Raw genomic sequence first — 24,115 nt, forward strand, 5'->3', positions numbered from 1 at the left:
AGCGAGGCCCCGGACCTTTACTCGCTATTTCGGACAGTCCTGGCTCACGACGGAGGCGCCACTGGCGCCTCCTGTTCGTGCGGAACTCATATCGAGCAAAGGTCCGGGGCCTCGCTACGGGGCAGCCAAGTTGATGTAGCTGAGATGCAGCATGCGGTCTGCCCACTCCTCGAAGTTCTTGGCGGTAATAATTCGAGCTGCAGCTGCGATTTACTTGCGATGGCGGTTGAGCCGCGACCCAGTTTTTATTGGACCTCGAACCCTATGCTCGATGTTCGCTTTGTTCACCGAGTGTCGCTCGCGAGGGATCTGGAGCATATCGTCCCGCCCGCAGTTTCGCAGACCGAAGGCCGAGAATGTTTGAGGACGGGATGATATGCTCCAGACCCCCAGGAAGGTTACCTATGAACTACGCGAACATTAAGTATTTCGACATTGCTGATGGAGAAGGCGTTCGTACTTCTCTGTTTGTGAGTGGGTGCCGTCGTGGGTGCAAGAATTGTTTTAACTCCGTCGCGTGGGACTTTGCCGCGGGTGAACCGTTCGATCGTGCCGTCGAGGACAAAATCATCGATAGTCTTGATCATCCCTTTATTGATGGCCTGACGATTCTGGGCGGGGAGCCTATGGAACCCGAGAACCAGGCGGGGCTCGTTGATTTTATCGAACGCGTGCGTGCGACCTACCCTGTGGAGTCTGGGAAGACCATTTGGTGCTTTACCGGTGACGTGCTCGAGGAACTAATGCCGGGTGGCCGTCACCATACCGACGTGACGGACCGTATCCTTGCTTGCCTCGACATGCTGGTGGACGGTCCGTTCGTTCAAGATCTGTACGATATCTCGTTGCGCTTTAGGGGCTCGAGCAATCAGCGCGTGATCGACATGAACGCCTCGCGCGCTCGTGCTGCGCGCGAGGGCGTTGCGCTTTGCGACGCTGTGGAGCTTTGGCGGGACGATCCGGTCTATTCGACCCATACTATGTAGCTGGAAGAGGTTGCGTGCCAGCGTGGTACCATAGCGCGAACGCGAAATCGAAAAAAGTGAGGCCCAGATGGTCGATCAGGAAAAAGTCGAGACTGCTATTAAGCTGCTGCTTGAAGGTATAGGCGAGGACCCAACTCGTGAGGGCCTGCTGGAGACCCCGGCACGCGTCGCCCGTATGTATGGCGAGATTGCCGGCGGTATGGGCCGGCGTGCCGAGGAGCACCTGTCCAAAACCTTTGCCGTCGCTTCGAACGATTTGGTTATCGAGCGCGACATTACGTTTTACTCGCTGTGCGAGCACCATCTGCTGCCGTTTTATGGCAAGGCTGCGATCGGCTATATCCCTAACGGTCGCGTGGCGGGTCTGTCTAAGCTTGCTCGCACGGTTGAGGTCTATGCCCGTCGTCTGCAGCTGCAGGAGCAGCTGTGCGCGCAGGTTGCCGATGCCCTCATGGAATATCTTGCTCCCCAAGGGGCGATCGTGCTGATGGAAGCCGAGCATATGTGCATGACCATGCGCGGCGTGCAAAAGCCCGGTACCAAGACCGTAACGCTTGCTCGTCGCGGTGTCTTTGAGACCGATCCCGCGCTCGAGGAGCGATTCTTTAGGATGCTGGACCGCTAACCATGAGAGTCGTCAACGACTTTACATCGAAGACCGATGAGGGGACGCCGCGTCGCGGCTTTATGGCTTCGGGCCTGACTCCCTTTGGCGCCATGCCTCGCATTGATTACATTTGTGCCAACGGGCTGTTCCGGCGGCACCTGGGCAACATTGCACAGTTGGAATCGGGGCGCATCTTCTGCCGCCACGGTATTGACCATCTGCTGGATGTCGCGCGCATTATGTGGATTAAGAATCTTGAGGAACAGCTCGAATTTGACCGCGAGGTCATCTACGCCACGGCACTTCTTCACGATATCGGCAAAGATGAACAGTATGAATCGGGTATATCCCATGATGTTGCAAGCGAGCGCGTCGCTGATGCGATTCTTGGCGGCATGCCCGATGACGTGGCATTTGATCCGGCCGATGCCGCGGCCATTAAGACGGCCATTTTAGGCCATAGAAAGCTGCGCGTGAACAGCCAACCGCTTGAGCGTCTGCTCTATGCAGCCGACAAAGCGTCGCGCGCCTGCTTTGCATGCCCCGCGCGCAATGCCTGCAACTGGAGCGATGATAAAAAGAACCTGTCGATTCGCGTGTAGTTGGTTTGCGCGGTCGGGGTTCTAAACGAAGGAGACGATCGCGATGGGTAACAAGAAACTGCCCGAGAATGCAACCAAGACTGAAGGCGCCGAGCTCGCCCGCCGTGGAAGGGGCGAAATATCCACCGCAACGGCGGTGCCCCACGTGAGCTATGACGATCTGCGCCATGCCGATCGCATCACCGTTGAAGGTCTTGAGGTCTTTGCCAACCACGGCGTGTATCCCGAGGAGAACGCCCTGGGTCAGAAGTTCATCGTGTCCTTGGTGCTCTATGCCGACCTGCGTGCAGCAGGGGAGCACGATAACCTGGATGCCTCGATTGACTACGGCTCGGTGTGCCACGATGTCGATGGCTATCTGCGCGAGCATACGTTTAAGCTCATCGAGGCCGCAGCCGAGGGCGTGGCCCAGATGCTGCTACGTCGTTACCCTCTGCTGCTCGGTGTGCGTGTTAAGCTCGATAAGCCTTGGGCGCCCGTCGGTCTTCCCCTGGCAAGCTGCGGTGTCGAGATCGAGCGCGTGCGCTAACCGGTTCTAATACGTCTCTATGGGTGGCTGCTTGAGCCGCTGCGACAGAGCTCTATTGTTGGGGCAGTACGTGTCGAGCAGGGCGTGAAACCGCTGATTGTGGCTTGGCTCGAGCAAGTGGACGAGCTCGTGGGCGACAACCATGTCAAGGCACTCGACGGGGTAGGCGGCAAGCTCGCGTGCGATGCGAATGGCACCGGTTTTGGGCGTACACGAGCCCCAGCGCGTTTTCATGCTGCGCACGGAAGCGCGGGAAGCGGCGACACCCATTGCGATTTCGTATGTGCGCACCATATCGCGCAGCGCCGTGGTGACCTCGGATGTATAGAGCTGGTCGATGCGGGCTTGGAGCTCATCGGGCGTTAGGCCGTCGAGGGCCGTGCGCTGCTTTGCCTGCGCGCGCCCACTTGGCTCGTCGGTACCCATAAAACTTGCGAAGGTGGCCTGTTTGGGTCGCGGTGCGGGTAATGCAAAGTTGTGATCGAGCGCATCTTGTACCGTGATGGGCTTGCCCCAAAGCGCAATGATGGACGAGGGGCTGAGCGGCTCTCGCTCCGTCGCCTGACGTTGCTCGCGCTGGGCAAGTCGGCTGATAATCCAGGCGCTGTTGCGCTTCACAAATGCTTCGATACGCTCGCGGCTGGCACCGAGCGGCGCACTGGCGTGGACCTCACCGCTCGATGTGACGCGTAGGTTGAAGTTCTTGACACGCTTTTTGGTAACGACGACGGGGATGGGCATCCCATCCGGTCGGGATACGGAAATCGTAAACTGCTGCGTCAAAAGCGGTCCTTCAGATTGGGGACGGGCCGGCATGTCGACCGTTCGGCATGCCGGCCCGCTCAAGGGATGTGAAATTAATAACGCTCAAAGAAGGCAAGCGCGTTGTCGCTGCAGAGCTTTTGCATCACGGTCTTGCCAAAATGCTTGGAGAGCATGTTCTGGAACTCGGGCATCTTGCTGGCATCGGAGAGGAAAGCGGGCACCGTGGCGCCGTCCCAGTCGCCGCCGAGCGCGATGACGTCCTCGCCGCCCAGGTCGAGCCAGTGCTCGATATGTGCCGCCAGCTGATCGAAGGTGACGTCTGCGGCGGTCTTGTCGGTTGCGTCGTTGGAAAGGAACTCGCTGCAGTAGTTGAGGCCGACGATGCCACCCATGTCGCGAATGGTGCGGAACTGGTCGTCGGTAAGGTTGCGTTTGGCGCCGCAAACCGCACGGGAGTTGGAGTGGCTGGCGACGAAGGGACGCGTGGCGCGGACGGCGACCTCGTCAAAGCACTCATCGTTGAGATGGGAGACGTCAAGCACCATGCCGGCGTGCTCCATCTGCGTAAGTGCCTCGATGCCGGCGGCGGTGAGGTCGGCGTGGGTATCGTGTCCGCTCGCGAGCGGCCCCTGCGCGTTCCAGCTGAGTGATGATATGAGTACGCCCAAGCTCTTGAGCACCTCGATCAGTGCGGGGTCCTCGGCAAAGAACGTGGCGTTTTCGATGGTGTGGATGCAGGCGACCTTGCCGTCCTTGAGCGCGGGACGAATGTCTGCGGCGCTGCGCACGTTGACCATGCGATCGTGGTTGAGCATGGCCTGGCCGCTCATATGCGCCATGATCTGTGCCTGGAAGCGCGCGGCGTGGGCGGAGGGAATCTCGTCGGGGACAAACGTGGCGAAGCACTGTGCCCACGGTGTGTTGCCGATCTTTGTGAGCGAGATGGCGCAGGCGTTGCCCTCGATGAGGTCGAAATCTTGCGGATGCGTCTCGTCGCCGGGGAAATAACCGTCGGTGCCGGCGGTAAAGCGCAGGTCGAGATCGAGCGTGGCCCAGCCGATGCGGTCGGCGGTGTCGCAGTGCAAGTCAAATACGGGATATGCCATGGTTCCTCCGGTTGCAGCGTTTCTTTGCAAACTGTCTTCGAATTGTATGACTAGGGTATAGTTAGCGCCATACGTTCATGGCGGCCCGCGTTGTGTGCCGCCCTTATCACGGAGGTTTCCATGTCCAACCAGGGCAAGAAGGTCAAGACTCATTATCGCGGCACGCTCGACGACGGCACGCAGTTCGATAGCTCCTACGATCGCGGCGAGCCGCTGGAGTTCACCTGCGGTGCCGGTCAGATGATCAAGGGCTTCGATGCCGCCGTTGTCGACATGCAGGTGGGCGAGAAGAAGACCGTGCACATTCCTGCTGCCGATGCCTACGGCGAGCACAATCCCGAGATGGTTATCACCTTCCCGGCCGAGCAGGTTCCCAACATCGAGCAGATCGAGAAGGGCATGAAGCTCTTCCTGTCCACGCCGAGCGGCATGCCTGTCCCTGCCGTTGTCATCGATGTGACGCCCGAGGCCGTGACGCTCGATGCTAACCACGAGCTGGCCGGCAAGGATCTCAACTTTGATATCGAGCTCGTCGAGGTCGAGGATTAGAGTATGCCTGAACGCTTGGTTTCGACGACATGCTTGGGAAATCTCAACGATCCGTCCTATGAACTCCTGCTTCGTCGGGAGCTGGGTGGCATCTTTGAAGTTGACGAGCTGCTGCTCGATTGGGACCAGGCTGACGTATGCGCGTTTGCGGGCGTGACGGAGCTGGGGCGCACGGTCGATGTTCGGCTAGATGCTGCCGACGGCAGTCGTCTTGCCGACGGCGACGTGCTCGCCATCGACCGTTCGGGCATGGTGCCCGTGGCGGTTGTCGTGCGCCTGCGCAGCGCCGAGGTCTATTTGGTCGAAGTCGACCGCATGGATCCGATTGCGCTCGCGCATGCGTGCTGGGAGATCGGCAACATGCATGCGCCGCTTTTCCGAGGCGATTCGGACGAGCATACCGTGCGCATGTATACGCCGGTGCAGCCTGTTTTGGGCCGCATGCTCCGGGGCGTCGAGGGCGTTATGCTCTCGGTGGTTAGCCGTGAACTCGATACGGACCGGCGTTTTGCGTCGAGTGCGGCGTATGCCGTTGTGAGCATGGCTCCCGACTTTACGATTGTAAAAAAGGCGCGCGGTTAACGTGCGTATGGGCAAGACGGACTTTGAGAGGCAGCTATTCAAAGTCCGTCTTGCTGTTGATGAGGTGCTGTGGGGGAAAGCATATGGGTCTTGAGGGAATCAAGCTGATTGCATGCGATTTGGACGGCACGTTGCTGCATCCGGGGGAGTGCGAGCCGCGTTCCGAGGCCTTTGAGCTCATCGATGAGCTGCATCGTCGTGGCATCGTGTTTATGCCGGCGAGCGGCCGTCAATATGCGAGCTTGCGCTATCTGTTTGCCCCGGTGGCCGATGAGCTCGCCTATGTATGCGAAAACGGAGCCCTCGTGATGAGCGAGGGGCGTGCCGTTGTCAAGCGTTCCATGGAGCGTAACCTTGCTATGGATATCGCGAATGCCGTGGTTGCGTATCCCCATGCCGACGTGACCCTTTCCTGCGAGGGACACCTCTACACCATGAGCGGCAACGATGCATTCGTCGACCATTTGCGCTACGAGGTCCATTGCGATGTGGCGGTGGTCGACCGCCCCGAGGACATCGACGAGGACGTCATTAAGATCGCGTTTCAAACGCCCGAGACAGAGCAGCCGACGGCGCTGGAGTATTTCGTCCGTCGCTTTGGCGACCGGGTCGATGTGATGACGTCGGGAACCGAATGGACCGACTTTATCGGCTTTGATTCGGGCAAGGGGTCCGCGCTTGCCGATTATGGTCGTGCGCTGGGGATCTCACCTAACGAAATGATGGCGTTTGGCGATAATGAAAACGACCGCGACATGCTCAACGTGGTGGGCCATCCCTATCTGATGGAGAGCTGCAATCCCAGTATGCGCGGTATCAACGACCGCGTCCGTTACGTGCGCACGGTCGAAGAAGAGCTGCGTCGCCTACTTGCTGAGTAGACATTTGGGACATGCCTGGAAATCTTCCTTTTGCCGCAATCGGTGAAAAGTTGATTTTAAGGCATGCCCCAAAATCTACCTACAGTTGGGGCAGAGGCCCTCGAAGATGGTGTAGTGCGAGCTGACGCTCCATCCGATTTGTTCGGATGCCCTGGCGTCGAGCTGGGTATTGAAGGGGAGCGGCACATCGATGACGCGGCCACACGAGGTGCAGATGATATGCGCATGCGGCTCGATGGCACGATCGAAGCGGCTGCCGCCCGGCGTTTTAATCGAGAGAATCTCCCCGGCATCGGCCAAGAGATTGAGGTTGCGGTAGACCGTACCGCGGCTGATTTTGTCATCCTGCGCGCGCACAGCGTTGTAGATCTCTTCGGCGGTGGGATGGTTGTAGCTTTGGCGCACGGCATCAAGAACTAGCTTTCGCTGCCTGGTATTCCTTCTTTGCACCGCCATGCGCCTCGCCTCTTTTCTATTAACGGTCGTAGGTAAATGATACCGTATTTAGCACACAATACTAATAATGAGGAGTGAAACCGTCTTCATTGGCAAGTGGGGCTCGGACCTGGGCGTCTACGAGGCGAAAACGCGTTCCCATGCGCTCGTAGGAGGCATGAAGCGCCTCGAGATGAGATAGGATGTTTGCCGGAGCTCCCTGTATCTCCATCTCGACTGAGCCGTCTTCCATGTTACGCACCCAGCCGGTGAGTGCGCGTGCCTGCGCGAGGTTGGTGTTGGTAAAGCGAAAACCAACGCCTTGGACTTGCCCCTCCCAGCGCAGGAAATAGCGCAGGGGAGTGTCTTGAGTGGCCTCGTCGCTTGCGAGCACAGTAAGCCTGCGGCGCAGCTCGAGCTCGACGCCAGAGGGCTTTTGGGGCTCGCGGCTGCCGCCGGCGACGCCCGAGAAAAGCTTGTCGAAAATACCCATCGCTAGGCCTGCTTGACAGAATCGGCGGGGAAGGTAATGCCGGTCTGTTGGCGCACGGCATCCATGATGCGCAGCGAGACAAGCGTGACATCGCGATAGTGGCCAAGCTCGTGACGTCCCGCCGGGGTCTCCCAAATCTCTTCTTTGACGTTATCGATGCCGCCGATGGCGGTGATAAAGTCTGCGAGTTCGTATTCCATGGTGTTGCTCGATTTGGGCAGGTCGAGCACGCGGCCGTTGTCGCTCTGTTCGCGCGGCGCCTCGGTTGCCGAGCCGCGTACGACATCGCCGCGATAGTCGATGCGGACGTTGCGGGGCGTGGACAGATGGTCAATCTGGATAGTGCCACGCTCGCCTTCGATCTGCGAGGGCAGTAGGTCATTCGTAATTTTGGAGTGCGCGAGCTCGACGGAGATACGGCCACCGCCGTAGCTGGCGAGGATGGAACCGCAGCCATCGATGGGGCCATGGGTGAGCTCTTGCGTGGTGGGGTCGAGCAGAGTAGCCATGCTCGTAAGGCCTGAGGGCATGCCGAAAATCTCGACCATGGGCTCGACGGTGTAGACGCCAATATCCATGAGGGAGCCCGAGGCCATGTGGCAGTCGAAGATGTTGGTGGCGCGTCCCGCGAGAACCTCGTTGTAGCGTGAAGAATACTTGCCAAAGCGCAGTGAGGCGCGACGAATGGGCGCAATCTCGCCCAGGGCGTCCTCGATGGCGTGGAAAGCGGGGTCATGGAGCGGGCGCATGGCCTCGAGGGCTACGACGCCCGCCGCCTCGGCGGCGCGGAAGACTTCCAGCGCCTGTGCTTCGGTGGCGCAGAAGGGCTTCTCGACGATGACGTGCTTGCCGCTGGCGATGCAGGCAAGGGCCTGCTCGTAGTGAAGTGCGTTTGGGCTGCCGATATAGACGGCGTCGACGTCGGCGGCTGCTGCAAGCTCATCAAGTGAAGTAAAGTTTCGTTCGCCGCCGTGCTCGGCAGTAAAGGCGGCGCCGCGCTCGGCGTTGCGCGAGAGCGTGCCTACGAATACAGCCTGGTCGTTGGCATTGACGACCTGGATAAAGTCGTCGGTGATCATGGATGTGCCGATGGTCGCGATGCGCAGCATACGTCCCCCTTGCGTTGTTTTGGTCTACAGGATGAGTGTAGCGCGTGGGGATATAAAGCTGCGCGAAAACGCTATTACAGGTCGCTCTCGTTAAAGCCGGTGTCGATATCGAGGTTGACTCCATCGGCCGCGGTGGTGGCGAGCTCGTCGCAGCGCTCGTTGAGCTCGTGGCCGGCATGCCCCTTAACCCAGATGAACTCCACCTTATGCTTGCTCTTTGCGGCAAGCAGGCGCTCCCACAGGTCGCGGTTCTTAACGGGCTGCTTGTTGGCAGTTTTCCACCCGCGCTTTTTCCAGCCGTCGATCCAGTGCCTGTTAAAGGCGTTGACGACGTACTGCGAGTCGGAGTGGACCTCCACCTCGCAGGGACGGTTGAGCGCCTCGAGCGCCACGATGACCGCCATGAGCTCCATGCGGTTGTTGGTGGTCTTGGCGTAGCCACGCGAAAGCTCGGAGGTGAAGGTCTTGCCGGCGGGGTTGGTGTATTTGAGCACGGCGCCGTAGCCACCGCGTCCCGGATTGGATCGAGCTGAGCCGTCGGTATAGATGATGACCTTCACAGACTTCCTTTCGTCGAGTTCCTCTCTTGCGGCTGTCTATTGTAGCGCCCGGTCCATCCTGTTTTATGCGAGGCGCGCCGCTCCACAAGGATGGTGGAGACGTTGTCGTCAAGAAAGATGGGCGACCTGAATTGTCAAGAGCTAGAGGGCTTTTAAATCTGCCATTTCTATCCCGTCCCCAAATGGTTGGTTTTCGTGGATGATGCGTTCGAGTTCGTCGAGGTATTGCCGCAGCAGGGGAGAGGGCTTGCGCTCATCGTGCATGATGTAGCCCACGCGCATCGTTGGAGCGTCTGCCAACGGGATCGATGCCATGCCCCATTGCATTTCATTGGAGAGGACACCGGTCGACAAAGTGTAACCGTTCGACGTGATGAGCAGATTGGTGAGCGTGCCACGGTCGGAAACGCGGATGTTGCGGTCGCAGGGGATATAGCTAAACGGCTCCTCGGCGTAATAGAAGGAGTTTGAGGTCCCCTGCTCAAAGCTGTAGCGCGTATAGGGCGTAAGGTCGGCAAGCGATAGCTGGGGGCGGCGTGCGAGCGGATGGCGCTCGCTAACGAAGACGTGGACCGTTGCATCGAAGAGGGGATGGAAGCTTGCGCGGGCGTCGGCGAAGGCCTTCTGCAGGACGCGGGCGTTAAAGTCATCCAGATACAGAATGCCGATATCGCTGCGAAATGCGCGGACGTCGTCGATGATCTGCGACGTGGTGGTCTCGCGCATGATGAACTCGAACTTACTGTCGCGGCAGCGCTCGACGACGTTGACAAAGGCCTCGACCGAAAAAGCGTAGTGCTGGGCCGAGACGGCAAGGCGTGCCTGGGGTGTGCCGCCGTCCTCGTAGCGGGCCTCGAGCATATCGGCCTGCTCTACGACCTGGCGCGCATAGCCTAAAAGCTCGGTGCCGTCGTTGGTGAGTGTGACGCCGCGGCTGGAGCGCGTAAAGATTTCCAGACGGAGCTCCTGCTCTAGGCTTTTGAGGGCGTTGGAGATATTGGATTGCGCGGTATAGAGGCGCTGAGCTGCGGCGTTAATTGAGCCGGATTCTGCCACGGCGATAAGAAAACGAAGCTGCTGGAGGGTCATCGGCACCCGTCCTTTCGATAGCTATCTAAAAAACCGATAACAGGTTAGCGCTTTTAAGTGATTGACCGCGCGAAACAATGCTCGTACTATTCAAAACACACAAAGGCGGTAGGTAATTAAGCCGACCACGAGAACGGGATGTCAAAAGGAGGACCGCATATGAACTGCTTACTAAGACGAATGCCGGGCTCCTGCTTGCGCCCGTCGGCGTGATCAGGAGACGGCGACTTACTTCTCTTACTCTTATTACTTTTGTTCGATCAAGGAGATCATCATGAGCCAGTTTATCAACAACCCCGAGCACACCTTTGGTTTCGACACCCTGCAGCTGCACGTTGGCCAGGAGAGCGCCGACCCCGCATCCGATTCCCGCGCCGTGCCTATCTACCAGACCACGAGCTATGTGTTCCGCAACTCCCAGCACGCCGCTGACCGCTTTGGCCTTGCCGACGCCGGTAATATCTACGGTCGTCTGACCAACTCCACCCAGGGCGTCTTTGAGGACCGCATTGCCGCGCTCGAGGGCGGCGTTGCCGGCCTCGCCGTCGCCTCTGGCGCCGCCGCCATCACCTATACCCTGCAGGCCCTCGCTCAGGCCGGCGACCATGTGGTGGCCCAAAAGACCATCTACGGTGGTTCCTACAACCTGCTGGAGCACACGCTCTCCCAGTTTGGTGTCGAGACCACCTTCGTCGATGCCCACAACCTGGACGAGGTCGAGGGCGCCATCAGGGACAACACCACGGTCATTTACCTCGAGACGCTCGGTAACCCCAACTCCGATATCCCCAACATCGACGCTATCTCCGAGGTCGCTAAGAAGCATGGTCTTCCGGTTGTTGTCGATAACACCTTCGGCACCCCGTATCTGTTCCGTCCGCTGGAGCACGGCGCCAACATCGTCGTTCACTCTGCAACTAAGTTTATTGGCGGCCACGGCACCTCGTTGGGCGGCGTGATTATCGATGGCGGCAACTTTGACTGGAAGGCGAGCGGCAAGTATGCGCAGATCGCCGAGCCCAATCCCTCCTACCATGGCGTCTCGTTTGCCGAGGCCGCCGGCCCCGCTGCCTTCGCGACCTATGTCCGTGCTATCTTGCTGCGTGACGAGGGCGCCTGCATTAGCCCGTTTAACGCCTGGGTCCTGCTCCAGGGCACCGAGACCCTGTCGCTGCGCGTTGACCGCCATGTCGAGAACACCAAGAAGGTCGTTGAGTTCCTGATCGGTGACGGCCATGTTGCCAAGGTGAACCACCCGAGCCTGCCCGAGCACCCCGACCATGAGCTGTACCAGAAGTATTTCCCCCGTGGCGGCGCCTCGATCTTCACCTTCGAGATCAAGGGCGGCCAGGAGGCTGCTTGGAAGTTCATCGACCACCTGCAGGTGTTCTCGCTGCTCGCCAACGTAGCCGACGTCAAGTCGCTCGTCGTGCACCCGGCTACCACCACGCACTCCCAGCTCTCTGCCGAGGAGCTTGCCGAGCAGAACATTACGCCCTCTACAATCCGTCTTTCCATTGGTACCGAGAACGCCGAGGACATCATTTGGGATCTGAAGCAGGCCTTTGCCGCGCTGGACGAGTAGGGCGACTTGTGCAAGGGCCCCTTGCGACTCGATAGGTATAACTGCATAAAATGCCTGCTCAAGGCGCCTGCGCGAACAATGGTTGCGCAGGCGCCTTTTTTGCATAGGAGGGGCGCTATTACAGGGTTTTTGGCATGATTTATGCATGCGAGTTGTGGAAAACTCCTGTTGAGAGGATGTGAGTTTTACGCAAATGACGTGCACCTTTTGAGAAAAACCGCAGGTCGCGATTTACTCGGGGTACTATGCAGCGCGATCGAATCACACGCAGCTTAAACGCAGCAAAAACTCACTACGGAGGTTTCCAGCTACATGAGGATCGATTCACGAAAACCGAAGGCCGCCGCCCTTTCTGCCACGCTTGCCGTGGCGCTTTTAGTGGGTGCCGGCGTAACCGATGCCCACGCGGCAACACTGTCCGACGCGGTCGGATCAACGCCGTCCGAGGCGACCCTGATGCAGCCCGTCGACTATCGTAGCGACGGCTTTGGCTCCATGCAGGAGTGGAACGCCTCGATGGGGGCCAAGCGCGATTCCCTAGAGGTCCGCGCGCAGATCATCATGAACATGTACGGTGACTATGCCACCGATGACGAGCGCGCTGTACTGCAGGGTTGTATCGACGGTGCGGGCAGTCTTTTGACGATGGAGGAGGTCGACGCGAAGTCGGCCGAGCTCGACGAGCTTCGCTCCACGCTCGAGGATGCTAAGCGCGAGGCGCTCGAGGCTGCGGCCGTCGAGGCAGAAGCTGCCGAGGCCGTTCAGGCTTCGTATTACAACGCCGGCTCCGGCTCGTCTTACGCGTCTGCTGCGTATTACGCGAACGGCTCGGGCCTGACGCGCTCGAGCGGCGTCAATAACTACAACGGTCGTCGCGAGACCTATTACAGCAGCAACGTGTTGTATCACCACCGCACGGGTGAGTGGACGCTGGATTCCGAGGGCTTTTGGCGTGATTCCGACGGCTACTACGTGGTGGCTGCGAGCGATAAGTCCCAGGGCTCGACCTTTACGGGCTCTAAGGGCGAGTGCAAGGTCTACGATTCGGGTTGCGCAGCCGGAACTACCGATTACTACACCGGTTGGTAATCTGTCGGCATCGATTGCACATGATGGACGGGCGTCTTTACTGAGCTTTCGGGCAATGTAAAGTCGCCCGTTTTTATATGCATTTGGGTTAACAGAGCCCTTACCGTGGCACTACGTTGGGCATATGGGCGCGGGGCACACTAAGTCATGAGAAACAAGGTCTTTCTCGTGGAGGAAGTGATCCCATGAACGCTCGAGATGTCGCTATTGCCGTCGTTGCCCTTTTGATCGGATGTCTTGGTCCGACGGCGGCGTTAGTTGCCGGCTTGCAGTCCACTACGGGTGCTGCTCCTGTGGTTGTGAGCGCCTTGATTGCAGCGGCGCTGTTGGGAAGCGCCGGCGTGGTGCTTTGCCGCGATGACGAGGACGAGGTCCCGGAGTCGCAAAACGAGCCTCAGTTTTAGCCTCGGCCTAAATGCGACAGGCCTTCGCGAGCGATGGGATCCTCGCGAAGGCCTGTCTGCTTACATTGCGCGCGTCGCCGTGCGGGCGGGGCTACCAGCTGCTTTCTATTTCGCGAATCCTCTGGTAGAGCCAATCGTTTTGCGGCACTTGGATATCGTGTTTGGCCGCCAGGCGGCAAATGGTGCCCGCGAACTCCTCGACTTCGGTTTTACGTTGTGCGATGCGGTCCTGCGCCATCGAGGGCATGCCGGCGGGATCGATTCCCTCGATGAGGTGCACCATCTGCGTCAGGTCTGCCTCGGTAAGCCCAACGCCCTCGGCGTTGGCGACCGCAAGTGTCTCGCGCATGGCGGAAACAAAGCAGCGACGCTGCTCGGAGTCCTGTTCCGTGGCGCTCCCGTACGTGCCGCCGTAGGCCATGCAGGTCTGGTTGATGCCATCGTTGAGCATGAGTTTGGCCCACATGCGGTGCGCAATGTCGCTCTCGACGGTATGGGCGATGCCGCAGCGCGTGTAGAGCTCATCGATGGCGGTGACGGTTGCGGGCTCGGTGCCTGCTGCCGCGCCAAAGCGAATCTCGCCCGCATTGGTAAAGGTGAGCGCGCCGTTAAGGAATACGGCGTCCATGCCCTGGCAGATGCCCAGGACGGTGTGCTTCCAGCCAAAGCGCTCGGCTATTTTCTGCTCGCTCGTAATGCCGTTGCACAGCGAGGCGATGAGCGTGTTGGGTCCCACGACGCGCTCCATAGTCTTGAGTGCTTGGTTGAGCCCCGTCGTCTTGACCGTGAGAATGACCAGATCGGCGGGCGTTGCCTCGCTGGCGCGGACGGACTTGAGCGTGCAGGGCTTTCCGTTGACGGTGAGCGCATCGCCCACGTGGCGCTCGAAACGCGCGTCATCCATGACGTATTCGACGGCATCGTTGCCGAGGGTCTTGGCAATCATGCTGCCGTAGAGCAGGCCGACGCCACCCTTGCCGATAAAGGCGACCTTGTTGATCTGCATGTGAATCATCTCCCCATATAAAAGGCGCCCGCATATGGGGCGCCTGATGGATTGTATGCCGCTGGGGCATGTGGCGTACACCGGAGGCTGAATTTAGAAGAACAAATGCATGGGAACTTATGCCGCGGGGCAGATGGCAAAAACGCGCGCGGGATATCCAACGCCATCGCGCACCTTGGGGAAGGTGCAGAAGATGACGGCGCCTGTGGCGGGAAGCTCGTCCAGATGGTCCATGACCTCAATCTGATAGCGGTCAACCGAGAGGATGTACTGCTCGCCGGGGTAGGGGTAGGCGTCCTCGCGTGTGGTCACGGATGCGGGGTCGGTGTCTGCCGGCTCGTGGCCGATAGCGCCGATGTTGCGCTCTTCTACAAGCCATTTGATGGCGTCGAGGTCCCAGCCGGGGTAGTGGGGCTGGCCGTCCTCGTCCTTGTTTTCGAGGTCGGCGAGCTTGGACCAGTCGGAGCGGAAGGCGACGAAAGCGTCCTCGGGAATGCGACCGTGCTCGCCCTCCCAAGCTTTGAGGTCATCGATAGTCAGGATAAAGTCGGGGTTTGCGGCGCACTCCTCGTGCTTATCGATCACGCAGAGCGGATGCATAAACTCGACGGGCTCGATCTCGCCGAGGGAGCGGCCGTCAACATGAAAGTGGCGCGGCGCATCGACGTGGGTGCCGTACTGCGAGGCGACCGAATACTGGAAGCAACGCATGGGCGCGAGCATATCCTCGGGCGTGCCGGGCAGGTAGTCGAAGAGCTTGGTGGACTCAAATGGCTTAAAGCCAAACCAGTGCGGGGTGTCGCACGAGAGCGTGTGGGTGAGGTCGATCCAGCGGTAATCGGTGCTTTTGAGCTGGGTGGCGAGGTTCCAAAGGTCGAGCGTGGGCATGGCTGGCTCCTTTCATCGGACTTTTTGCTGATGTTAAAGCGCTGCCATGACGACTCGATTTCTGTTGGGTTACGATACGTTCTCGATTGCGATTCCGATGTGTTTCGGTGGCGTGACGGGTTTGTTTCGCCGCGTCAGAGCTTCGATGGGGGAGGAGGGGCCGTGCAGTATCGCGTTGACCCCAAAAGCGGTAACCGTATCTCGGCGTTGGGGCTGGGGTGCATGAGGTTTCCCGGTGCGCCGGGACGCCCCGATGCGAAGACAGCCGATGCTATCGTTTCCCGCGCCGTGGAGCAGGGGATAAATTACCTGGATACGGCTTATCTTTATCCCGGCAACGAGGCTTGCGTAGGCGCTTCGCTTGAGCGCTTGGGCCTGCGCGACCAGGTTTTGCTCGCGACCAAGCTGCCGCACGCCTCGTGCAAGTGCGCGGAGGATTTCGACCGCTTTTTTGATGAGCAGCTGCGCCGCCTGCGGACTGACCATATCGACTACTACCTCATGCACAACATCACCTCGCCCGCCCAGTGGGAACGCGTGGTGGCACTGGGTATCGAGGATTGGATTGTGCGCCAAAAGGCTGCGGGGCGTATTCGCCGGATCGGTTTTTCGTACCACGGCAGTGCGGCGGACTTCCTCACGATGCTCGATGCTTATGAGTGGGACTTTTGCCAGATCCAGTACAACTACGCTGGAGAGCACTATCAGGCGGGGACGGCGGGGCTCATGGCGGCTGCTGAACGCGGGCTTGCGGTATTTGTAATGGAGCCGCTTTTGGGCGGACGTCTGGCAGGTAAGTTGCCGCCGCGGGCCCGCGCTGTGCTCGATAGCGCCCGTGACCCACATTTGTGCACTCCTGCCGCTTGGGGCCTTTCGTGGGTGTGGAATCATCCTCAGGTGACGATGCTGCTTTCGGGTATGACCGATACCGCGCAGGTGGATGAGAACGCGGCGTTGGCCGATCGGGCCCTGCCGGATTCGATGACAGCTACTCAGCTCGATGCCATCGCGCACGTGCTGACGGAGTTTGAAAAATCGAATCGCGTGCCCTGCACGGGATGCGGCTATTGCATGCCGTGTCCTAAAGGCATCAACATTCCTGGGTGTTTTGCCGCTTACAACGCAAGCTATGCGCACAGCTGGTTTACGGGTCTATCGCAGTATTTTACGGCGAGCGCGGTGCGCACAAGCGAGCCCAAGTTGGTGAGCAATTGCGTCAAGTGCGGCAAATGCGCACGCCACTGCCCGCAACACATCGATATTCCCGAGCGTCTCGACGATGTGCGCCGACGTTTCCAGCCTGGCCCCGTGACGGCGGCGCTTAAGGCCTTCGGCAAAACGCGCTCCTCATGACCCTTTTATAACTTGCGGTGGAATAGTTCCTGTTTGCGGCAGAATAAGGCATCAACAGGAACTATTTCACCGTAACTGATGAGGGGGAGCTGGGGATGCTGACGATTGGGTGTCACCTATCCACGACGAAGGGCTATCGGGCGATGGGGGAGACGGCGCTATCCATTGGCGCCAATACCTTTGCATTCTTTACGCGCAACCCGCGCGGCGGCAAGGCGAAAGACCTTGACATTGATGACGTGGCGGCCCTGCGCGAGCTTATGGAACAAAACGATTTTGGTCCCCTCGTGGCCCATGCTCCGTATACCTATAACCCCTGCTCGGCCAAAGAGCGGGCGCGCGAGTTTGCCCTGGAGGCCATGGCTGAGGATCTGCAGCGTCTGGAAGCGCTGCCCGGTAACTACTACAATTTCCATCCCGGTGCGCATGTGGGACAGGGCTCCGACGCCGGCATTCAGATGATCGTCGACACCCTGTGCCAGGTGATGTTTGAGGGCCAGCAGACGACGGTGCTGCTCGAGACCATGGCCGGCAAGGGCACCGAGGTGGGCCGCAGCTTTGAGGAACTGGCGATCATCATCGAGGGCGTTGCTGACAGGCGCCCCGAGCTGTCGGCCAAGCTGGGCGTTTGCCTGGACACCTGCCATGTAAATGACGCCGGCTATGATATCGTCCAAGATCTTGACGGTGTGCTCGACGAGTTCGATCGTGTGGTGGGTATCGAGCGCCTGCGCGCTGTGCATATCAATGATTCCAAGAATCCCCGCGGTGCCCATAAGGACCGGCATGAGTGCATCGGCAAGGGTTACCTCGGCAGCGAGGAACTTGGCGGTGGAATGCAGGCTATGCAGAATATTGTATCGAATAGCCGCCTGCGATCATTGCCATTCATTTTGGAAACGCCGAACGAACTTGCAGGTTATGCGGCTGAAATTAAACTGTTAAGGTCATTGCAGCAGTAATGACTGTCACAAAGCGGAGTGTTCCATTCACGTTATGGGTTTGTTTCAATCAGTTTTCTAATTGCAGATTCTCTCACGCGGGTGCATAATAGCCCTCGGTTTTTGCAGGCCCCTGAATCACATGGGGCCATTGGAAGGAGACTGATTATGAAGCTGAAGAAGCTTGGCGCATTTGCCGCCACGGGCGCCATGGCGCTTGCCCTCGCACTGACGGGCTGCGGCTCGTCCAACGCCACCTCTGGTTCTGATGCCGGTTCCAGCAGCTCTGACGACGCTAAGGTCGAGAAGGTCGACGGCTCCAAGGAGTACGCGCTCGTCAAGGACGGTACGCTGACCGTCGGCACCTCTGCCGAGTACGCTCCGTTTGAGTACAAGGATGACAACGGCGATTATCAGGGCTTTGACCTTGAGCTCATCAAGGCTATCGGCGACAAGCTGGGCCTGGATGTCGAGTACGTCAACAACGACTTCGACACGCTCGTCCCCGGCGTCGCTTCGGGCGCCAAGTATGACGTCTCCATTGCGGCTATCACCGACACGCCCGAGCGTGAGAAGGAAGTCGCTTTCTCCGATTCCTACTACATGGACGATCAGGCTATCGTGACCAAGGTCGATAACACCGACATCACGGCCGACAATTACAGCGAGAAGCTCAACAACGCCGACGCTACCATTATCGTCCAGTCTGGCTCGACCGCCGAGGCCTTTGCCCAGGAGAACTTCCCCAAGGCCAAGATCATCCCCTACAAGGACGCTACCGAGTGCTTCAGCGCCCTGCAGTCCGACAAGGGCGATGCCGTAGTCACCAACCGCTCCGTTGCCAGCCAGCTGACCGCCGAGCAGTTCAACACCTGCCACACGGTTAAACAGATCAGCACCGGCGAGGAGTACGCCATTGCCATCAACCAGGGCAATACCAAGCTCAAGGACGACATCAACCAGGCCATCAAGGACCTGACCGACGACGGTACCGTTGACGCCCTCATGGCTAAGTACAACATCAAGTAAACAGATACTTGATTGCGTGTGGGCCCTTTCCGTTTAGCGGAGAGGGCCTTTGCGCTTCTCTCGACGGAGAGCGTTTCCGTCTCTATTTGCCGGCAACTTCTACGATAGGAGCCACCTTGTCTCGACTGAACAAAGGGGCCGCGGAGCAGCGTTCTTCACTACCCGCCTTGCTCCAAAAGCTAGCCTGTGTCATGGCCGTGGCGCTCGCGCTGGTGTGCGTGGGGGCATCTGCGCCCTCGACTGCCCAAGCGCTTGAGACCGCAAAGATTACCGCCCGACCCAACACCGGTTCGGGCAGCGATGTGGTCGGCGGCACCGAGACACGCATTACCTGGGAAGTTCAGGCCGATGCCGACGAGGAGCTGAGCGGTCTTTCGCTGACGTTTGTCGACGGCACGACGTTTGGTACCGATGACACGCGATTGACGATGCTCTCGGGCGAGGACCTCATGGATCGCACGCCCATGAAGCCCACGTGCACGGTAGATGGCCAGACGCTCAAGATCGACTTTGGCGAGACGGCGCCTGCCGGCGGCTTTTTCCGTGTCGAGGTGTACGGCGTGACCTTCCCCGTCGAAGGCGGCGACGAGGCCTTTAGCGGCACCTATACGCTCGCCGACGGTTCGACCAAGAAGATTTCCAAGATTCCTTCCGTCGAGATTAAGGGCGTGACGGCCTTCGATAACTTCCAAGCCGATCTTAAGGAACAGCCGTGGGTCGAGGCTTGGAATTCCAATATGTTCCTGCGCCTGTTCTTGAACCCGGTCATTTTGGTCCAGAGCCTGCCGGTCGTATTTAAGGGCTTCCTTATGTCGCTCTCGATCGTGCTTGTGGCGTTTCCGCTGGCAATCCCCTTTGGCTTTGCCTTGTCGCTCATGCGCATCTCCAAGTCGCGCATCCTGCGCTGTCTTGCCGGCATCTACGTGAATATCATCCGCGGTACGCCGGCGTTCCTGCAGATCTATATCGCGTTCTTTGGCTTGCCACTTGCCGGCGTCAAGGTGGACGACTACGTCTTGGGCGTTATCGTCATGGCCATGAACTCGTCTGCGTACCTGTGCGAGATCTTCCGTGCCGGTATTCAGTCGATCCCCAAGGGCCAAAACGAGGCTGCCCGCTCGCTGGGCATGAATGCCTTCCAGACGTTGCTCTACGTTATGATTCCGCAGACGTTCCGCAATGTCCTGCCTACGCTGACCAGCGAGTTTATCCTGCTTTACAAGGATACGTCGCTGCTCGCCGCCGTGGGCGTGGTCGAAATCGTCATGAATGCCCGCACCATCGTGGCGACGACGGGCTCCATCACGCCGTATGTGGTTGCCGCCCTGTTCTATCTGGTCATTACCCTGCCGCTTGCGCGCTTGGTGAGCGGTCTTGAGGCGAGACTTCTGGGGACGGCCGAAACCAAAAAGAAGCGTCCCACCAAGAGCGCCGGACAGGTTGTCGCGACACCCGCCGATCATATTGCAGGTCTGTAAGGAGGTTCTATTATGAGCGAAACCAATAACTCGAACGAGGTCGTCGTCAGCATCAAGAATCTCCAGAAGGCCTTTGGCGATAACGTGGTCCTGCGCGACATCGATCTGGATGTGCACAAGGGTGAGGTCGTCGTGGTCCTGGGCCCCTCGGGCTCGGGTAAGTCGACGATGCTTCGCTGCATTAACCGTCTTGAGGAGCCCACGAGCGGCTCGATTGTCGTCGAGGGCGTGGATGTGTGCGCCAAGGGCGTCGACCTCAATAAGGTGCGTACGCACTTGGGCATGGTGTTTCAGCAATTCAATCTGTTTCCGCACCTGTCGGTCAAAAAGAACGTCATGCTTGCGCAACAAAAGGTGCTCAAGCGCAGCAAGGAAGAGGCCGAGAAGATTGCCGTCGAGGAGCTGACCAAGGTCGGTCTGGCGGAGCGCATCGATTTTATGCCGAGCCAGCTTTCGGGCGGTCAACAGCAGCGCGTGGCCATCGCCCGCGCCCTGTCGATGAACCCGCACGTGATGCTCTTTGACGAGGCTACGTCGGCGCTTGACCCCGAGCTCGTCCGCGACGTTCTGGGTGTCATGCGCGATCTTGCGCGTGACGGCATGACGATGATCGTGGTGACGCACGAGATGGGCTTTGCCCGCGACGTCGCCGACCGCGTCGTCTTTATGGACGGCGGCGTTATCGTGGAGGAGGGCACGCCGAGCGAGGTCTTCGACCATCCCAAGAGCGAGCGCACCAAGGCGTTTTTGGGCAACATCTCGTAGCTGCTTTATGTGGCTGACATAGCAGAAAACGGGGCTGGATTTGGATCCAGCCCCGTTTTTGTTGGGATGCGAATGTGTTTTGGTGCAGAGCCGCGTATGGGCGGAGCTTATCGCCGTTAGGCGAGCTCGGCTCCAAGGGCGCGACAGGCGGCCTCTGCCTCGGCGCCGGCTGACGCCGCGCCCTCGGCAACGAGGTTTGCCATGGCTTTGGTATTGCCTGTGCCGCTCCAGTAGACGACTGCGATCTTGCTCATATGTTTTCCTTTCGGTTGTGCGGCGTGCGGCCGCGGTTTGTATGCTCTATCGGGTTGCCTGGGCAAGTTTTGCCAGGCTGTGGCCCTGCTGATAGATATGGGTGAGGTGCTGCGCGCAAAATGTGACGAACGCCCTCAACGCTCTCGATGGCATTTGGGCCACGGTGACGTATACAGACCACACGGCGTGTATCCGTTCTAAAAACCCGATCGATCGTGAGGTGCTTGAGGCTGCCGTGAGGGATGCGGCTATTACGTCATAAAGCCGTAGGGCCGGGCGTACGCTTGCGCTTAGGCTCGGCCGCGCAGCTCGATGTCTTGGATATCGTCGAAGCCGATGGCGATGTCTCGGAGTTTGAGCAGCTTGAACGCGGGGAGCACTTCGTCGAGAATGCCGGTTCGGCTACGATAGCCGTATGTATCGTAATAAGTGACGCGCACCAAGTCGCCGCGTTTGAGGCCCTCGAGCTTTTTTGAAAGCTCGAGGGCTTTTTCTTCCGTGAGTTCGCATTTGGGCTCAACAGAGATCTCTTGTTTGCGCACGAGCTCATAGTATCCCGTGAGGGCGGCAAAGGGCATAAACTGCGCGGCACGGTTGGCGCGAACGGCACCGTTGGCGGTGAGCCTGGGGTCGGCGGCGCGACGCCTTCCATCGGGGTCCGCCAGGCGTTCAAAAGGTGTCGGTGGCCGCATCGGCTGTTGTTGGGCCTTAGGCACGATGTCCTCCTACCTGATCGTTGCGCTCGCGTGCGGTGGCGCCGGCGGTAAAGCTTAATCCCTTGACCAGGGCGTTCTTGCCGTACTTGCCCTTCACGGCCAGAACGGCGCGGGCCAGGTCGCGCTCGCGTTCATCGGCCTTAACATCGCTAAACAGATCGATGGTGGCAAATTCCTCGGGCATGAGGTTGCCAAAGCCCAAATTGATGCGCTTGACCGGTCGTTTGGGATCGACGGTCTGCGCCCAGAGCTCATCGAAATAGCCCATGATCTTCTTAAACGAATTGGTGCGCTCGGGCAGCTTGCGCGAAGCGTTAGAGTGCGCAAAGAGCGCGGCATAGCCGCCACGCGGTTTGCCGCCATGCTCTCCCACAAAGATGCCGTCGATTGCCTGTGCCTCGCGCACCAGACGGCGTCGTTCGTCATCGCGCTGGACGGGCTTGGGTGCACGGGGTGCGAGCTCGGGGCCGGCGGTTGCGGCGGGTTCGATGCTCGACGTGCTCGAACGTAAATGTCCGCATCCGTCTACATATTGCGCTGTGCCGCTGGCGTCGAGGCGGCGTATGTCGGCGCGCTCGCTCGCGTAGCCCACAAAGAGCGAGATGCTGTCACAGACCACGTGCTTATCGACCAAGTCCAGTACGGCGGCATCGACCATCTCGCGCAAGACGGTGTAGGCCTGCTCGTAGGCATAACCCTTCGAGAGCACTTGTCCTGTGGTGGTTGAAGTTGCCTGCGGGCGATAGGCCTGAATATCGGCGATAGTTGTCGGCTCGCGCCCAAAGGCGTGGTCGATGAGATACTCGGCATTGACGCCGAGTTCGTCGTAAAGCAGGTTTTCGTCGAGCGCGGCGACGCCCATCAGATCGTATACCCCGTACTTTTCGAGGCGGGCTGCCACGCCGGGGCCGATGCCCCAGATATCGGTGATGGGGCGATGGGGCCAGATCTCCTTGCGAAAGGTCTCGTCGTCGAGTATGCCGATGCGGCTGGGTACGTGCTTAGCGGTAATGTCGAGCGCCACCTTGGCCTGGAATAGGTTGGGGCCGATGCCGACTGTCGCCGTGATGCCGGTGCGCGCGAGGACCTCATCGCGCAGCATGCAGGCAAAGCTTTTGGCATTGGTATGGTAGAGCTCTAGATAGGGTGTCACGTCGATAAAGCACTCGTCAATTGAGTAGACGTGAACGTCTTGCGGACTGACGTATTCCAGGTAGATACCGTAGATCTGCGCCGACACCTCCATGTAGTGCTGCATGCGCGGTACGGCCTTGATGTAGCCGATGCCGTCGGGAATCTCAAACAGGCGGCAGCGGTTGTGTATCCCGAGGTCCTTCATGGCCTGGGTAATGGCGAGGCAGATGGTCGTACGCCCGCGTGATTCGTCGGCAACGACCAGGTGGGTGGTGAGCGGATCGAGCCCGCGGTCGACGCACTCGACGCTGGCATAAAACGTCTTGAGGTCGATGCAGATATAGGTGTGACGCCCGTCCCCCACGCGTCCTCCCATCAAACACATGTTCTTATCGAATGCATGTTCGATAATACCCGCTCGTCCGGACATCGTCAAAACCTGCCAAAAAGGGACAGGTTTGTTTTGGTCGGTCAAGCGTTTTACCTACCAAAATAAACCTGTCCCTTTTTGGCAGGTATGGTCGGGCGGTTGCATCGGGTTTTAACGCAGCTCTAAAGAGCGCGAAACAGCTCGGAAAACCTCGCTTCGTAGCATGAGCCTAACGATCGATACCACCATAAAGCACGGAAGGGTTGTGGGGATAATGGTCAACTATGGGTTTGGTATGCCGACGCGCCTTGTTGCGGATGGAGACGTGGCTCGCTGGTGTGGACGATTGGTCGCTCACTACGGCGGCACCAAGGCGCTGGTGGTGCTGGGTGGTGACAAGCATACGCGCGATGAGCTTGTCTCGGCGGCACTCGGTTCGCTTGACCGAGCTCTGCTCGAGCGCGTGCTTTTTCGCTGCGGCTCGGTTGAGGGCGACGGGGGAGACGAGCTGATCGACGAGGCCGTGGCCCTGGCGACCGACGAAGGCGTGGACTTTGTCCTGGCGATTGGCGATGCCGATACTGCCGGCTTTGCGCGCGAACTCGCGCGCCGCATGGCGGCGCTCGATGCCGGCGAAGATGGTTTTGTCCCTTATGGATGCATTGTCTCGGAGGGCAAGGTGCCTGCCGTCGTGGGGGCCGGCGAGGTTCCCGTTTTTGCCATTATCGCTCCCGAACTGCTTGAGGGCATTGGGTCTCCTCTGCGCGAGCTGCTCGGCAGCGTGTGCGCCGCGGCCTAATGTCTGCCAT

Annotated in this window: 28 protein-coding genes; 16 read left to right on the forward strand and 12 right to left on the reverse strand. The window is 59.3% G+C overall.

Annotation, left to right across the window (positions count from 1 at the left end; genetic code table 11):
* Positions 1-404 precede the first annotated feature (404 nt).
* The 4 genes from nrdG to folB all read left to right on the forward strand — a co-directional run bounded on the left by nrdG (position 405) and on the right by folB (position 2,724).
* Complete coding sequence (nrdG, locus tag ACTNA2_RS03015) at positions 405-986, forward strand: anaerobic ribonucleoside-triphosphate reductase activating protein (protein ID WP_441048573.1); 582 nt, start codon at positions 405-407, stop codon at positions 984-986.
* 67 nt (positions 987-1,053) lie between these two features.
* Positions 1,054-1,611 carry a GTP cyclohydrolase I FolE gene (gene folE / locus ACTNA2_RS03020; RefSeq protein WP_441048574.1) on the forward strand — a complete coding sequence of 186 codons (558 nt, stop codon included), beginning with the start codon at positions 1,054-1,056 and terminating at the stop codon, positions 1,609-1,611.
* 2 nt (positions 1,612-1,613) lie between these two features.
* Complete coding sequence (locus ACTNA2_RS03025; RefSeq protein WP_195838586.1) at positions 1,614-2,195, forward strand: HD domain-containing protein; 582 nt, start codon at positions 1,614-1,616, stop codon at positions 2,193-2,195.
* 43 nt (positions 2,196-2,238) lie between these two features.
* The gene (folB, locus tag ACTNA2_RS03030; RefSeq protein ID WP_441048575.1) at positions 2,239-2,724 is read left to right on the forward strand and encodes a dihydroneopterin aldolase; all 486 of its coding nucleotides are present in this window, start codon (positions 2,239-2,241) and stop codon (positions 2,722-2,724) included.
* A gap of 6 nt (positions 2,725-2,730) precedes the next feature.
* Here folB and ACTNA2_RS03035 read toward each other — a convergent pair whose 3' ends face one another.
* Positions 2,731-3,507, reverse strand: coding sequence for a M48 family metallopeptidase (locus ACTNA2_RS03035; RefSeq protein WP_441048576.1), 777 nt, complete (start codon positions 3,505-3,507; stop codon positions 2,731-2,733).
* 74 nt (positions 3,508-3,581) lie between these two features.
* A complete protein-coding gene (locus ACTNA2_RS03040) occupies positions 3,582-4,595 on the reverse strand; it encodes a dipeptidase (protein ID WP_441048577.1) in 1,014 nt (337 codons plus the stop codon).
* Positions 4,596-4,715: 120 nt separating this feature from the next.
* On the opposite strand from ACTNA2_RS03040, the gene ACTNA2_RS03045 reads away from it, so the two are divergent.
* From ACTNA2_RS03045 to ACTNA2_RS03055, 3 genes are all read left to right on the forward strand, one after another.
* Positions 4,716-5,144 (forward strand): FKBP-type peptidyl-prolyl cis-trans isomerase, encoded by a 429-nt coding sequence (locus ACTNA2_RS03045; protein ID WP_117640821.1) that lies wholly within the window; start codon positions 4,716-4,718, stop codon positions 5,142-5,144.
* A gap of 3 nt (positions 5,145-5,147) precedes the next feature.
* Positions 5,148-5,726: an urease accessory protein UreE gene (locus ACTNA2_RS03050; RefSeq protein WP_441048578.1), complete on the forward strand. Its 579-nt coding sequence runs from the start codon at positions 5,148-5,150 to the stop codon at positions 5,724-5,726.
* Between the two features lie 83 nt (positions 5,727-5,809).
* Positions 5,810-6,607, forward strand: a complete 798-nt coding sequence (locus ACTNA2_RS03055; RefSeq protein WP_441048579.1) for an HAD-IIB family hydrolase — start codon at positions 5,810-5,812, stop codon at positions 6,605-6,607.
* Positions 6,608-6,682: 75 nt separating this feature from the next.
* Here the strand turns inward: ACTNA2_RS03055 and ACTNA2_RS03060 are convergent, their stop codons facing one another.
* The 5 genes from ACTNA2_RS03060 to ACTNA2_RS03080 form a co-directional block, all read right to left on the reverse strand.
* A complete protein-coding gene (locus tag ACTNA2_RS03060) occupies positions 6,683-7,063 on the reverse strand; it encodes a Fur family transcriptional regulator (protein WP_154517406.1) in 381 nt (126 codons plus the stop codon).
* 61 nt (positions 7,064-7,124) lie between these two features.
* A complete protein-coding gene (locus tag ACTNA2_RS03065) occupies positions 7,125-7,535 on the reverse strand; it encodes an acylphosphatase (protein WP_427795950.1) in 411 nt (136 codons plus the stop codon).
* A gap of 2 nt (positions 7,536-7,537) precedes the next feature.
* Positions 7,538-8,644 (reverse strand): Gfo/Idh/MocA family protein, encoded by a 1,107-nt coding sequence (locus tag ACTNA2_RS03070; protein WP_427795949.1) that lies wholly within the window; start codon positions 8,642-8,644, stop codon positions 7,538-7,540.
* A gap of 74 nt (positions 8,645-8,718) precedes the next feature.
* Positions 8,719-9,204, reverse strand: coding sequence for a ribonuclease HI (gene rnhA / locus ACTNA2_RS03075; protein WP_370450639.1), 486 nt, complete (start codon positions 9,202-9,204; stop codon positions 8,719-8,721).
* Between the two features lie 141 nt (positions 9,205-9,345).
* The gene (locus ACTNA2_RS03080; protein WP_441048580.1) at positions 9,346-10,293 is read right to left on the reverse strand and encodes a LysR family transcriptional regulator; all 948 of its coding nucleotides are present in this window, start codon (positions 10,291-10,293) and stop codon (positions 9,346-9,348) included.
* 274 nt (positions 10,294-10,567) lie between these two features.
* On the opposite strand from ACTNA2_RS03080, the gene ACTNA2_RS03085 reads away from it, so the two are divergent.
* The 3 genes from ACTNA2_RS03085 (at position 10,568) to ACTNA2_RS03095 (ending at position 13,371) form a co-directional block, all read left to right on the forward strand.
* The gene (locus ACTNA2_RS03085; RefSeq protein WP_427727780.1) at positions 10,568-11,878 is read left to right on the forward strand and encodes an O-acetylhomoserine aminocarboxypropyltransferase/cysteine synthase family protein; all 1,311 of its coding nucleotides are present in this window, start codon (positions 10,568-10,570) and stop codon (positions 11,876-11,878) included.
* Between the two features lie 312 nt (positions 11,879-12,190).
* A complete protein-coding gene (locus tag ACTNA2_RS03090) occupies positions 12,191-12,967 on the forward strand; it encodes a hypothetical protein (RefSeq protein WP_427793856.1) in 777 nt (258 codons plus the stop codon).
* A gap of 185 nt (positions 12,968-13,152) precedes the next feature.
* Positions 13,153-13,371 carry a hypothetical protein gene (locus tag ACTNA2_RS03095; protein WP_154517389.1) on the forward strand — a complete coding sequence of 73 codons (219 nt, stop codon included), beginning with the start codon at positions 13,153-13,155 and terminating at the stop codon, positions 13,369-13,371.
* Between the two features lie 91 nt (positions 13,372-13,462).
* Here the strand turns inward: ACTNA2_RS03095 and ACTNA2_RS03100 are convergent, their stop codons facing one another.
* Both ACTNA2_RS03100 and ACTNA2_RS03105 read right to left on the reverse strand, forming a co-directional pair.
* On the reverse strand, positions 13,463-14,377 hold the full coding sequence (locus ACTNA2_RS03100) for a ketopantoate reductase family protein (RefSeq protein WP_441048581.1): 915 nt from the start codon (positions 14,375-14,377) through the stop codon (positions 13,463-13,465).
* Between the two features lie 117 nt (positions 14,378-14,494).
* Positions 14,495-15,265, reverse strand: coding sequence for a cyclase family protein (locus tag ACTNA2_RS03105; protein ID WP_441048582.1), 771 nt, complete (start codon positions 15,263-15,265; stop codon positions 14,495-14,497).
* Between the two features lie 162 nt (positions 15,266-15,427).
* On the opposite strand from ACTNA2_RS03105, the gene ACTNA2_RS03110 reads away from it, so the two are divergent.
* The 5 genes from ACTNA2_RS03110 (at position 15,428) to ACTNA2_RS03130 (ending at position 20,831) form a co-directional block, all read left to right on the forward strand.
* Positions 15,428-16,618 carry an aldo/keto reductase gene (locus ACTNA2_RS03110; protein WP_441048583.1) on the forward strand — a complete coding sequence of 397 codons (1,191 nt, stop codon included), beginning with the start codon at positions 15,428-15,430 and terminating at the stop codon, positions 16,616-16,618.
* 95 nt (positions 16,619-16,713) lie between these two features.
* A complete protein-coding gene (locus tag ACTNA2_RS03115) occupies positions 16,714-17,580 on the forward strand; it encodes a deoxyribonuclease IV (protein WP_441048584.1) in 867 nt (288 codons plus the stop codon).
* A gap of 147 nt (positions 17,581-17,727) precedes the next feature.
* A complete protein-coding gene (locus ACTNA2_RS03120; protein WP_441048585.1) occupies positions 17,728-18,588 on the forward strand; it encodes an ABC transporter substrate-binding protein in 861 nt (286 codons plus the stop codon).
* 116 nt (positions 18,589-18,704) lie between these two features.
* On the forward strand, positions 18,705-20,066 hold the full coding sequence (locus ACTNA2_RS03125) for an ABC transporter permease subunit (RefSeq protein WP_441048586.1): 1,362 nt from the start codon (positions 18,705-18,707) through the stop codon (positions 20,064-20,066).
* A gap of 12 nt (positions 20,067-20,078) precedes the next feature.
* Complete coding sequence (locus tag ACTNA2_RS03130; RefSeq protein WP_022094423.1) at positions 20,079-20,831, forward strand: amino acid ABC transporter ATP-binding protein; 753 nt, start codon at positions 20,079-20,081, stop codon at positions 20,829-20,831.
* Positions 20,832-20,947: 116 nt separating this feature from the next.
* Here the strand turns inward: ACTNA2_RS03130 and ACTNA2_RS03135 are convergent, their stop codons facing one another.
* From ACTNA2_RS03135 to ACTNA2_RS03145, 3 genes are all read right to left on the reverse strand, one after another.
* A complete protein-coding gene (locus ACTNA2_RS03135) occupies positions 20,948-21,085 on the reverse strand; it encodes a flavodoxin domain-containing protein (protein ID WP_441048587.1) in 138 nt (45 codons plus the stop codon).
* A 291-nt stretch (positions 21,086-21,376) separates the two neighbouring features.
* Positions 21,377-21,802, reverse strand: coding sequence for a hypothetical protein (locus tag ACTNA2_RS03140; RefSeq protein WP_441048588.1), 426 nt, complete (start codon positions 21,800-21,802; stop codon positions 21,377-21,379).
* On the reverse strand, positions 21,795-23,366 hold the full coding sequence (locus ACTNA2_RS03145; RefSeq protein WP_441048589.1) for a Y-family DNA polymerase: 1,572 nt from the start codon (positions 23,364-23,366) through the stop codon (positions 21,795-21,797). The genes ACTNA2_RS03140 and ACTNA2_RS03145 overlap by 8 nt, the downstream gene beginning before the upstream one ends.
* A 235-nt stretch (positions 23,367-23,601) precedes the next feature.
* Here ACTNA2_RS03145 and ACTNA2_RS03150 point away from each other — a divergent pair, with 235 nt between their 5' ends.
* Complete coding sequence (locus ACTNA2_RS03150) at positions 23,602-24,105, forward strand: iron-containing alcohol dehydrogenase (RefSeq protein ID WP_427718555.1); 504 nt, start codon at positions 23,602-23,604, stop codon at positions 24,103-24,105.
* Positions 24,106-24,115 lie beyond the last annotated feature (10 nt).

Origin of the sequence: Collinsella sp. HCP28S3_E9 (assembly GCF_052065455.1) — a bacterium.
Classification (GTDB): Bacteria; Actinomycetota; Coriobacteriia; order Coriobacteriales; family Coriobacteriaceae; genus Collinsella.

What these genes read in the sequence shown, in the direction of transcription:
- nrdG (WP_441048573.1), top strand. Translation starts at nt 405, where the DNA reads ATGAACTACGCGAACATTAAGTATTTCGACATTGCTGATGGAGAAGGC.
- folE (WP_441048574.1), top strand. Translation starts at nt 1,054, where the DNA reads ATGGTCGATCAGGAAAAAGTCGAGACTGCTATTAAGCTGCTGCTTGAA.
- ACTNA2_RS03025 (WP_195838586.1), top strand. Translation starts at nt 1,614, where the DNA reads ATGAGAGTCGTCAACGACTTTACATCGAAGACCGATGAGGGGACGCCG.
- folB (WP_441048575.1), top strand. Translation starts at nt 2,239, where the DNA reads ATGGGTAACAAGAAACTGCCCGAGAATGCAACCAAGACTGAAGGCGCC.
- ACTNA2_RS03040 (WP_441048577.1), bottom strand. Translation starts at nt 4,595, where the DNA reads ATGGCATATCCCGTATTTGACTTGCACTGCGACACCGCCGACCGCATC.
- ACTNA2_RS03045 (WP_117640821.1), top strand. Translation starts at nt 4,716, where the DNA reads ATGTCCAACCAGGGCAAGAAGGTCAAGACTCATTATCGCGGCACGCTC.
- ACTNA2_RS03050 (WP_441048578.1), top strand. Translation starts at nt 5,148, where the DNA reads ATGCCTGAACGCTTGGTTTCGACGACATGCTTGGGAAATCTCAACGAT.
- ACTNA2_RS03055 (WP_441048579.1), top strand. Translation starts at nt 5,810, where the DNA reads ATGGGTCTTGAGGGAATCAAGCTGATTGCATGCGATTTGGACGGCACG.
- ACTNA2_RS03060 (WP_154517406.1), bottom strand. Translation starts at nt 7,063, where the DNA reads ATGGCGGTGCAAAGAAGGAATACCAGGCAGCGAAAGCTAGTTCTTGAT.
- ACTNA2_RS03065 (WP_427795950.1), bottom strand. Translation starts at nt 7,535, where the DNA reads ATGGGTATTTTCGACAAGCTTTTCTCGGGCGTCGCCGGCGGCAGCCGC.
- ACTNA2_RS03070 (WP_427795949.1), bottom strand. Translation starts at nt 8,644, where the DNA reads ATGCTGCGCATCGCGACCATCGGCACATCCATGATCACCGACGACTTT.
- ACTNA2_RS03080 (WP_441048580.1), bottom strand. Translation starts at nt 10,293, where the DNA reads ATGACCCTCCAGCAGCTTCGTTTTCTTATCGCCGTGGCAGAATCCGGC.
- ACTNA2_RS03085 (WP_427727780.1), top strand. Translation starts at nt 10,568, where the DNA reads ATGAGCCAGTTTATCAACAACCCCGAGCACACCTTTGGTTTCGACACC.
- ACTNA2_RS03090 (WP_427793856.1), top strand. Translation starts at nt 12,191, where the DNA reads ATGAGGATCGATTCACGAAAACCGAAGGCCGCCGCCCTTTCTGCCACG.
- ACTNA2_RS03095 (WP_154517389.1), top strand. Translation starts at nt 13,153, where the DNA reads ATGAACGCTCGAGATGTCGCTATTGCCGTCGTTGCCCTTTTGATCGGA.
- ACTNA2_RS03100 (WP_441048581.1), bottom strand. Translation starts at nt 14,377, where the DNA reads ATGCAGATCAACAAGGTCGCCTTTATCGGCAAGGGTGGCGTCGGCCTG.
- ACTNA2_RS03105 (WP_441048582.1), bottom strand. Translation starts at nt 15,265, where the DNA reads ATGCCCACGCTCGACCTTTGGAACCTCGCCACCCAGCTCAAAAGCACC.
- ACTNA2_RS03115 (WP_441048584.1), top strand. Translation starts at nt 16,714, where the DNA reads ATGCTGACGATTGGGTGTCACCTATCCACGACGAAGGGCTATCGGGCG.
- ACTNA2_RS03120 (WP_441048585.1), top strand. Translation starts at nt 17,728, where the DNA reads ATGAAGCTGAAGAAGCTTGGCGCATTTGCCGCCACGGGCGCCATGGCG.
- ACTNA2_RS03130 (WP_022094423.1), top strand. Translation starts at nt 20,079, where the DNA reads ATGAGCGAAACCAATAACTCGAACGAGGTCGTCGTCAGCATCAAGAAT.
- ACTNA2_RS03135 (WP_441048587.1), bottom strand. Translation starts at nt 21,085, where the DNA reads ATGAGCAAGATCGCAGTCGTCTACTGGAGCGGCACAGGCAATACCAAA.
- ACTNA2_RS03145 (WP_441048589.1), bottom strand. Translation starts at nt 23,366, where the DNA reads ATGTCCGGACGAGCGGGTATTATCGAACATGCATTCGATAAGAACATG.
- ACTNA2_RS03150 (WP_427718555.1), top strand. Translation starts at nt 23,602, where the DNA reads ATGCCGACGCGCCTTGTTGCGGATGGAGACGTGGCTCGCTGGTGTGGA.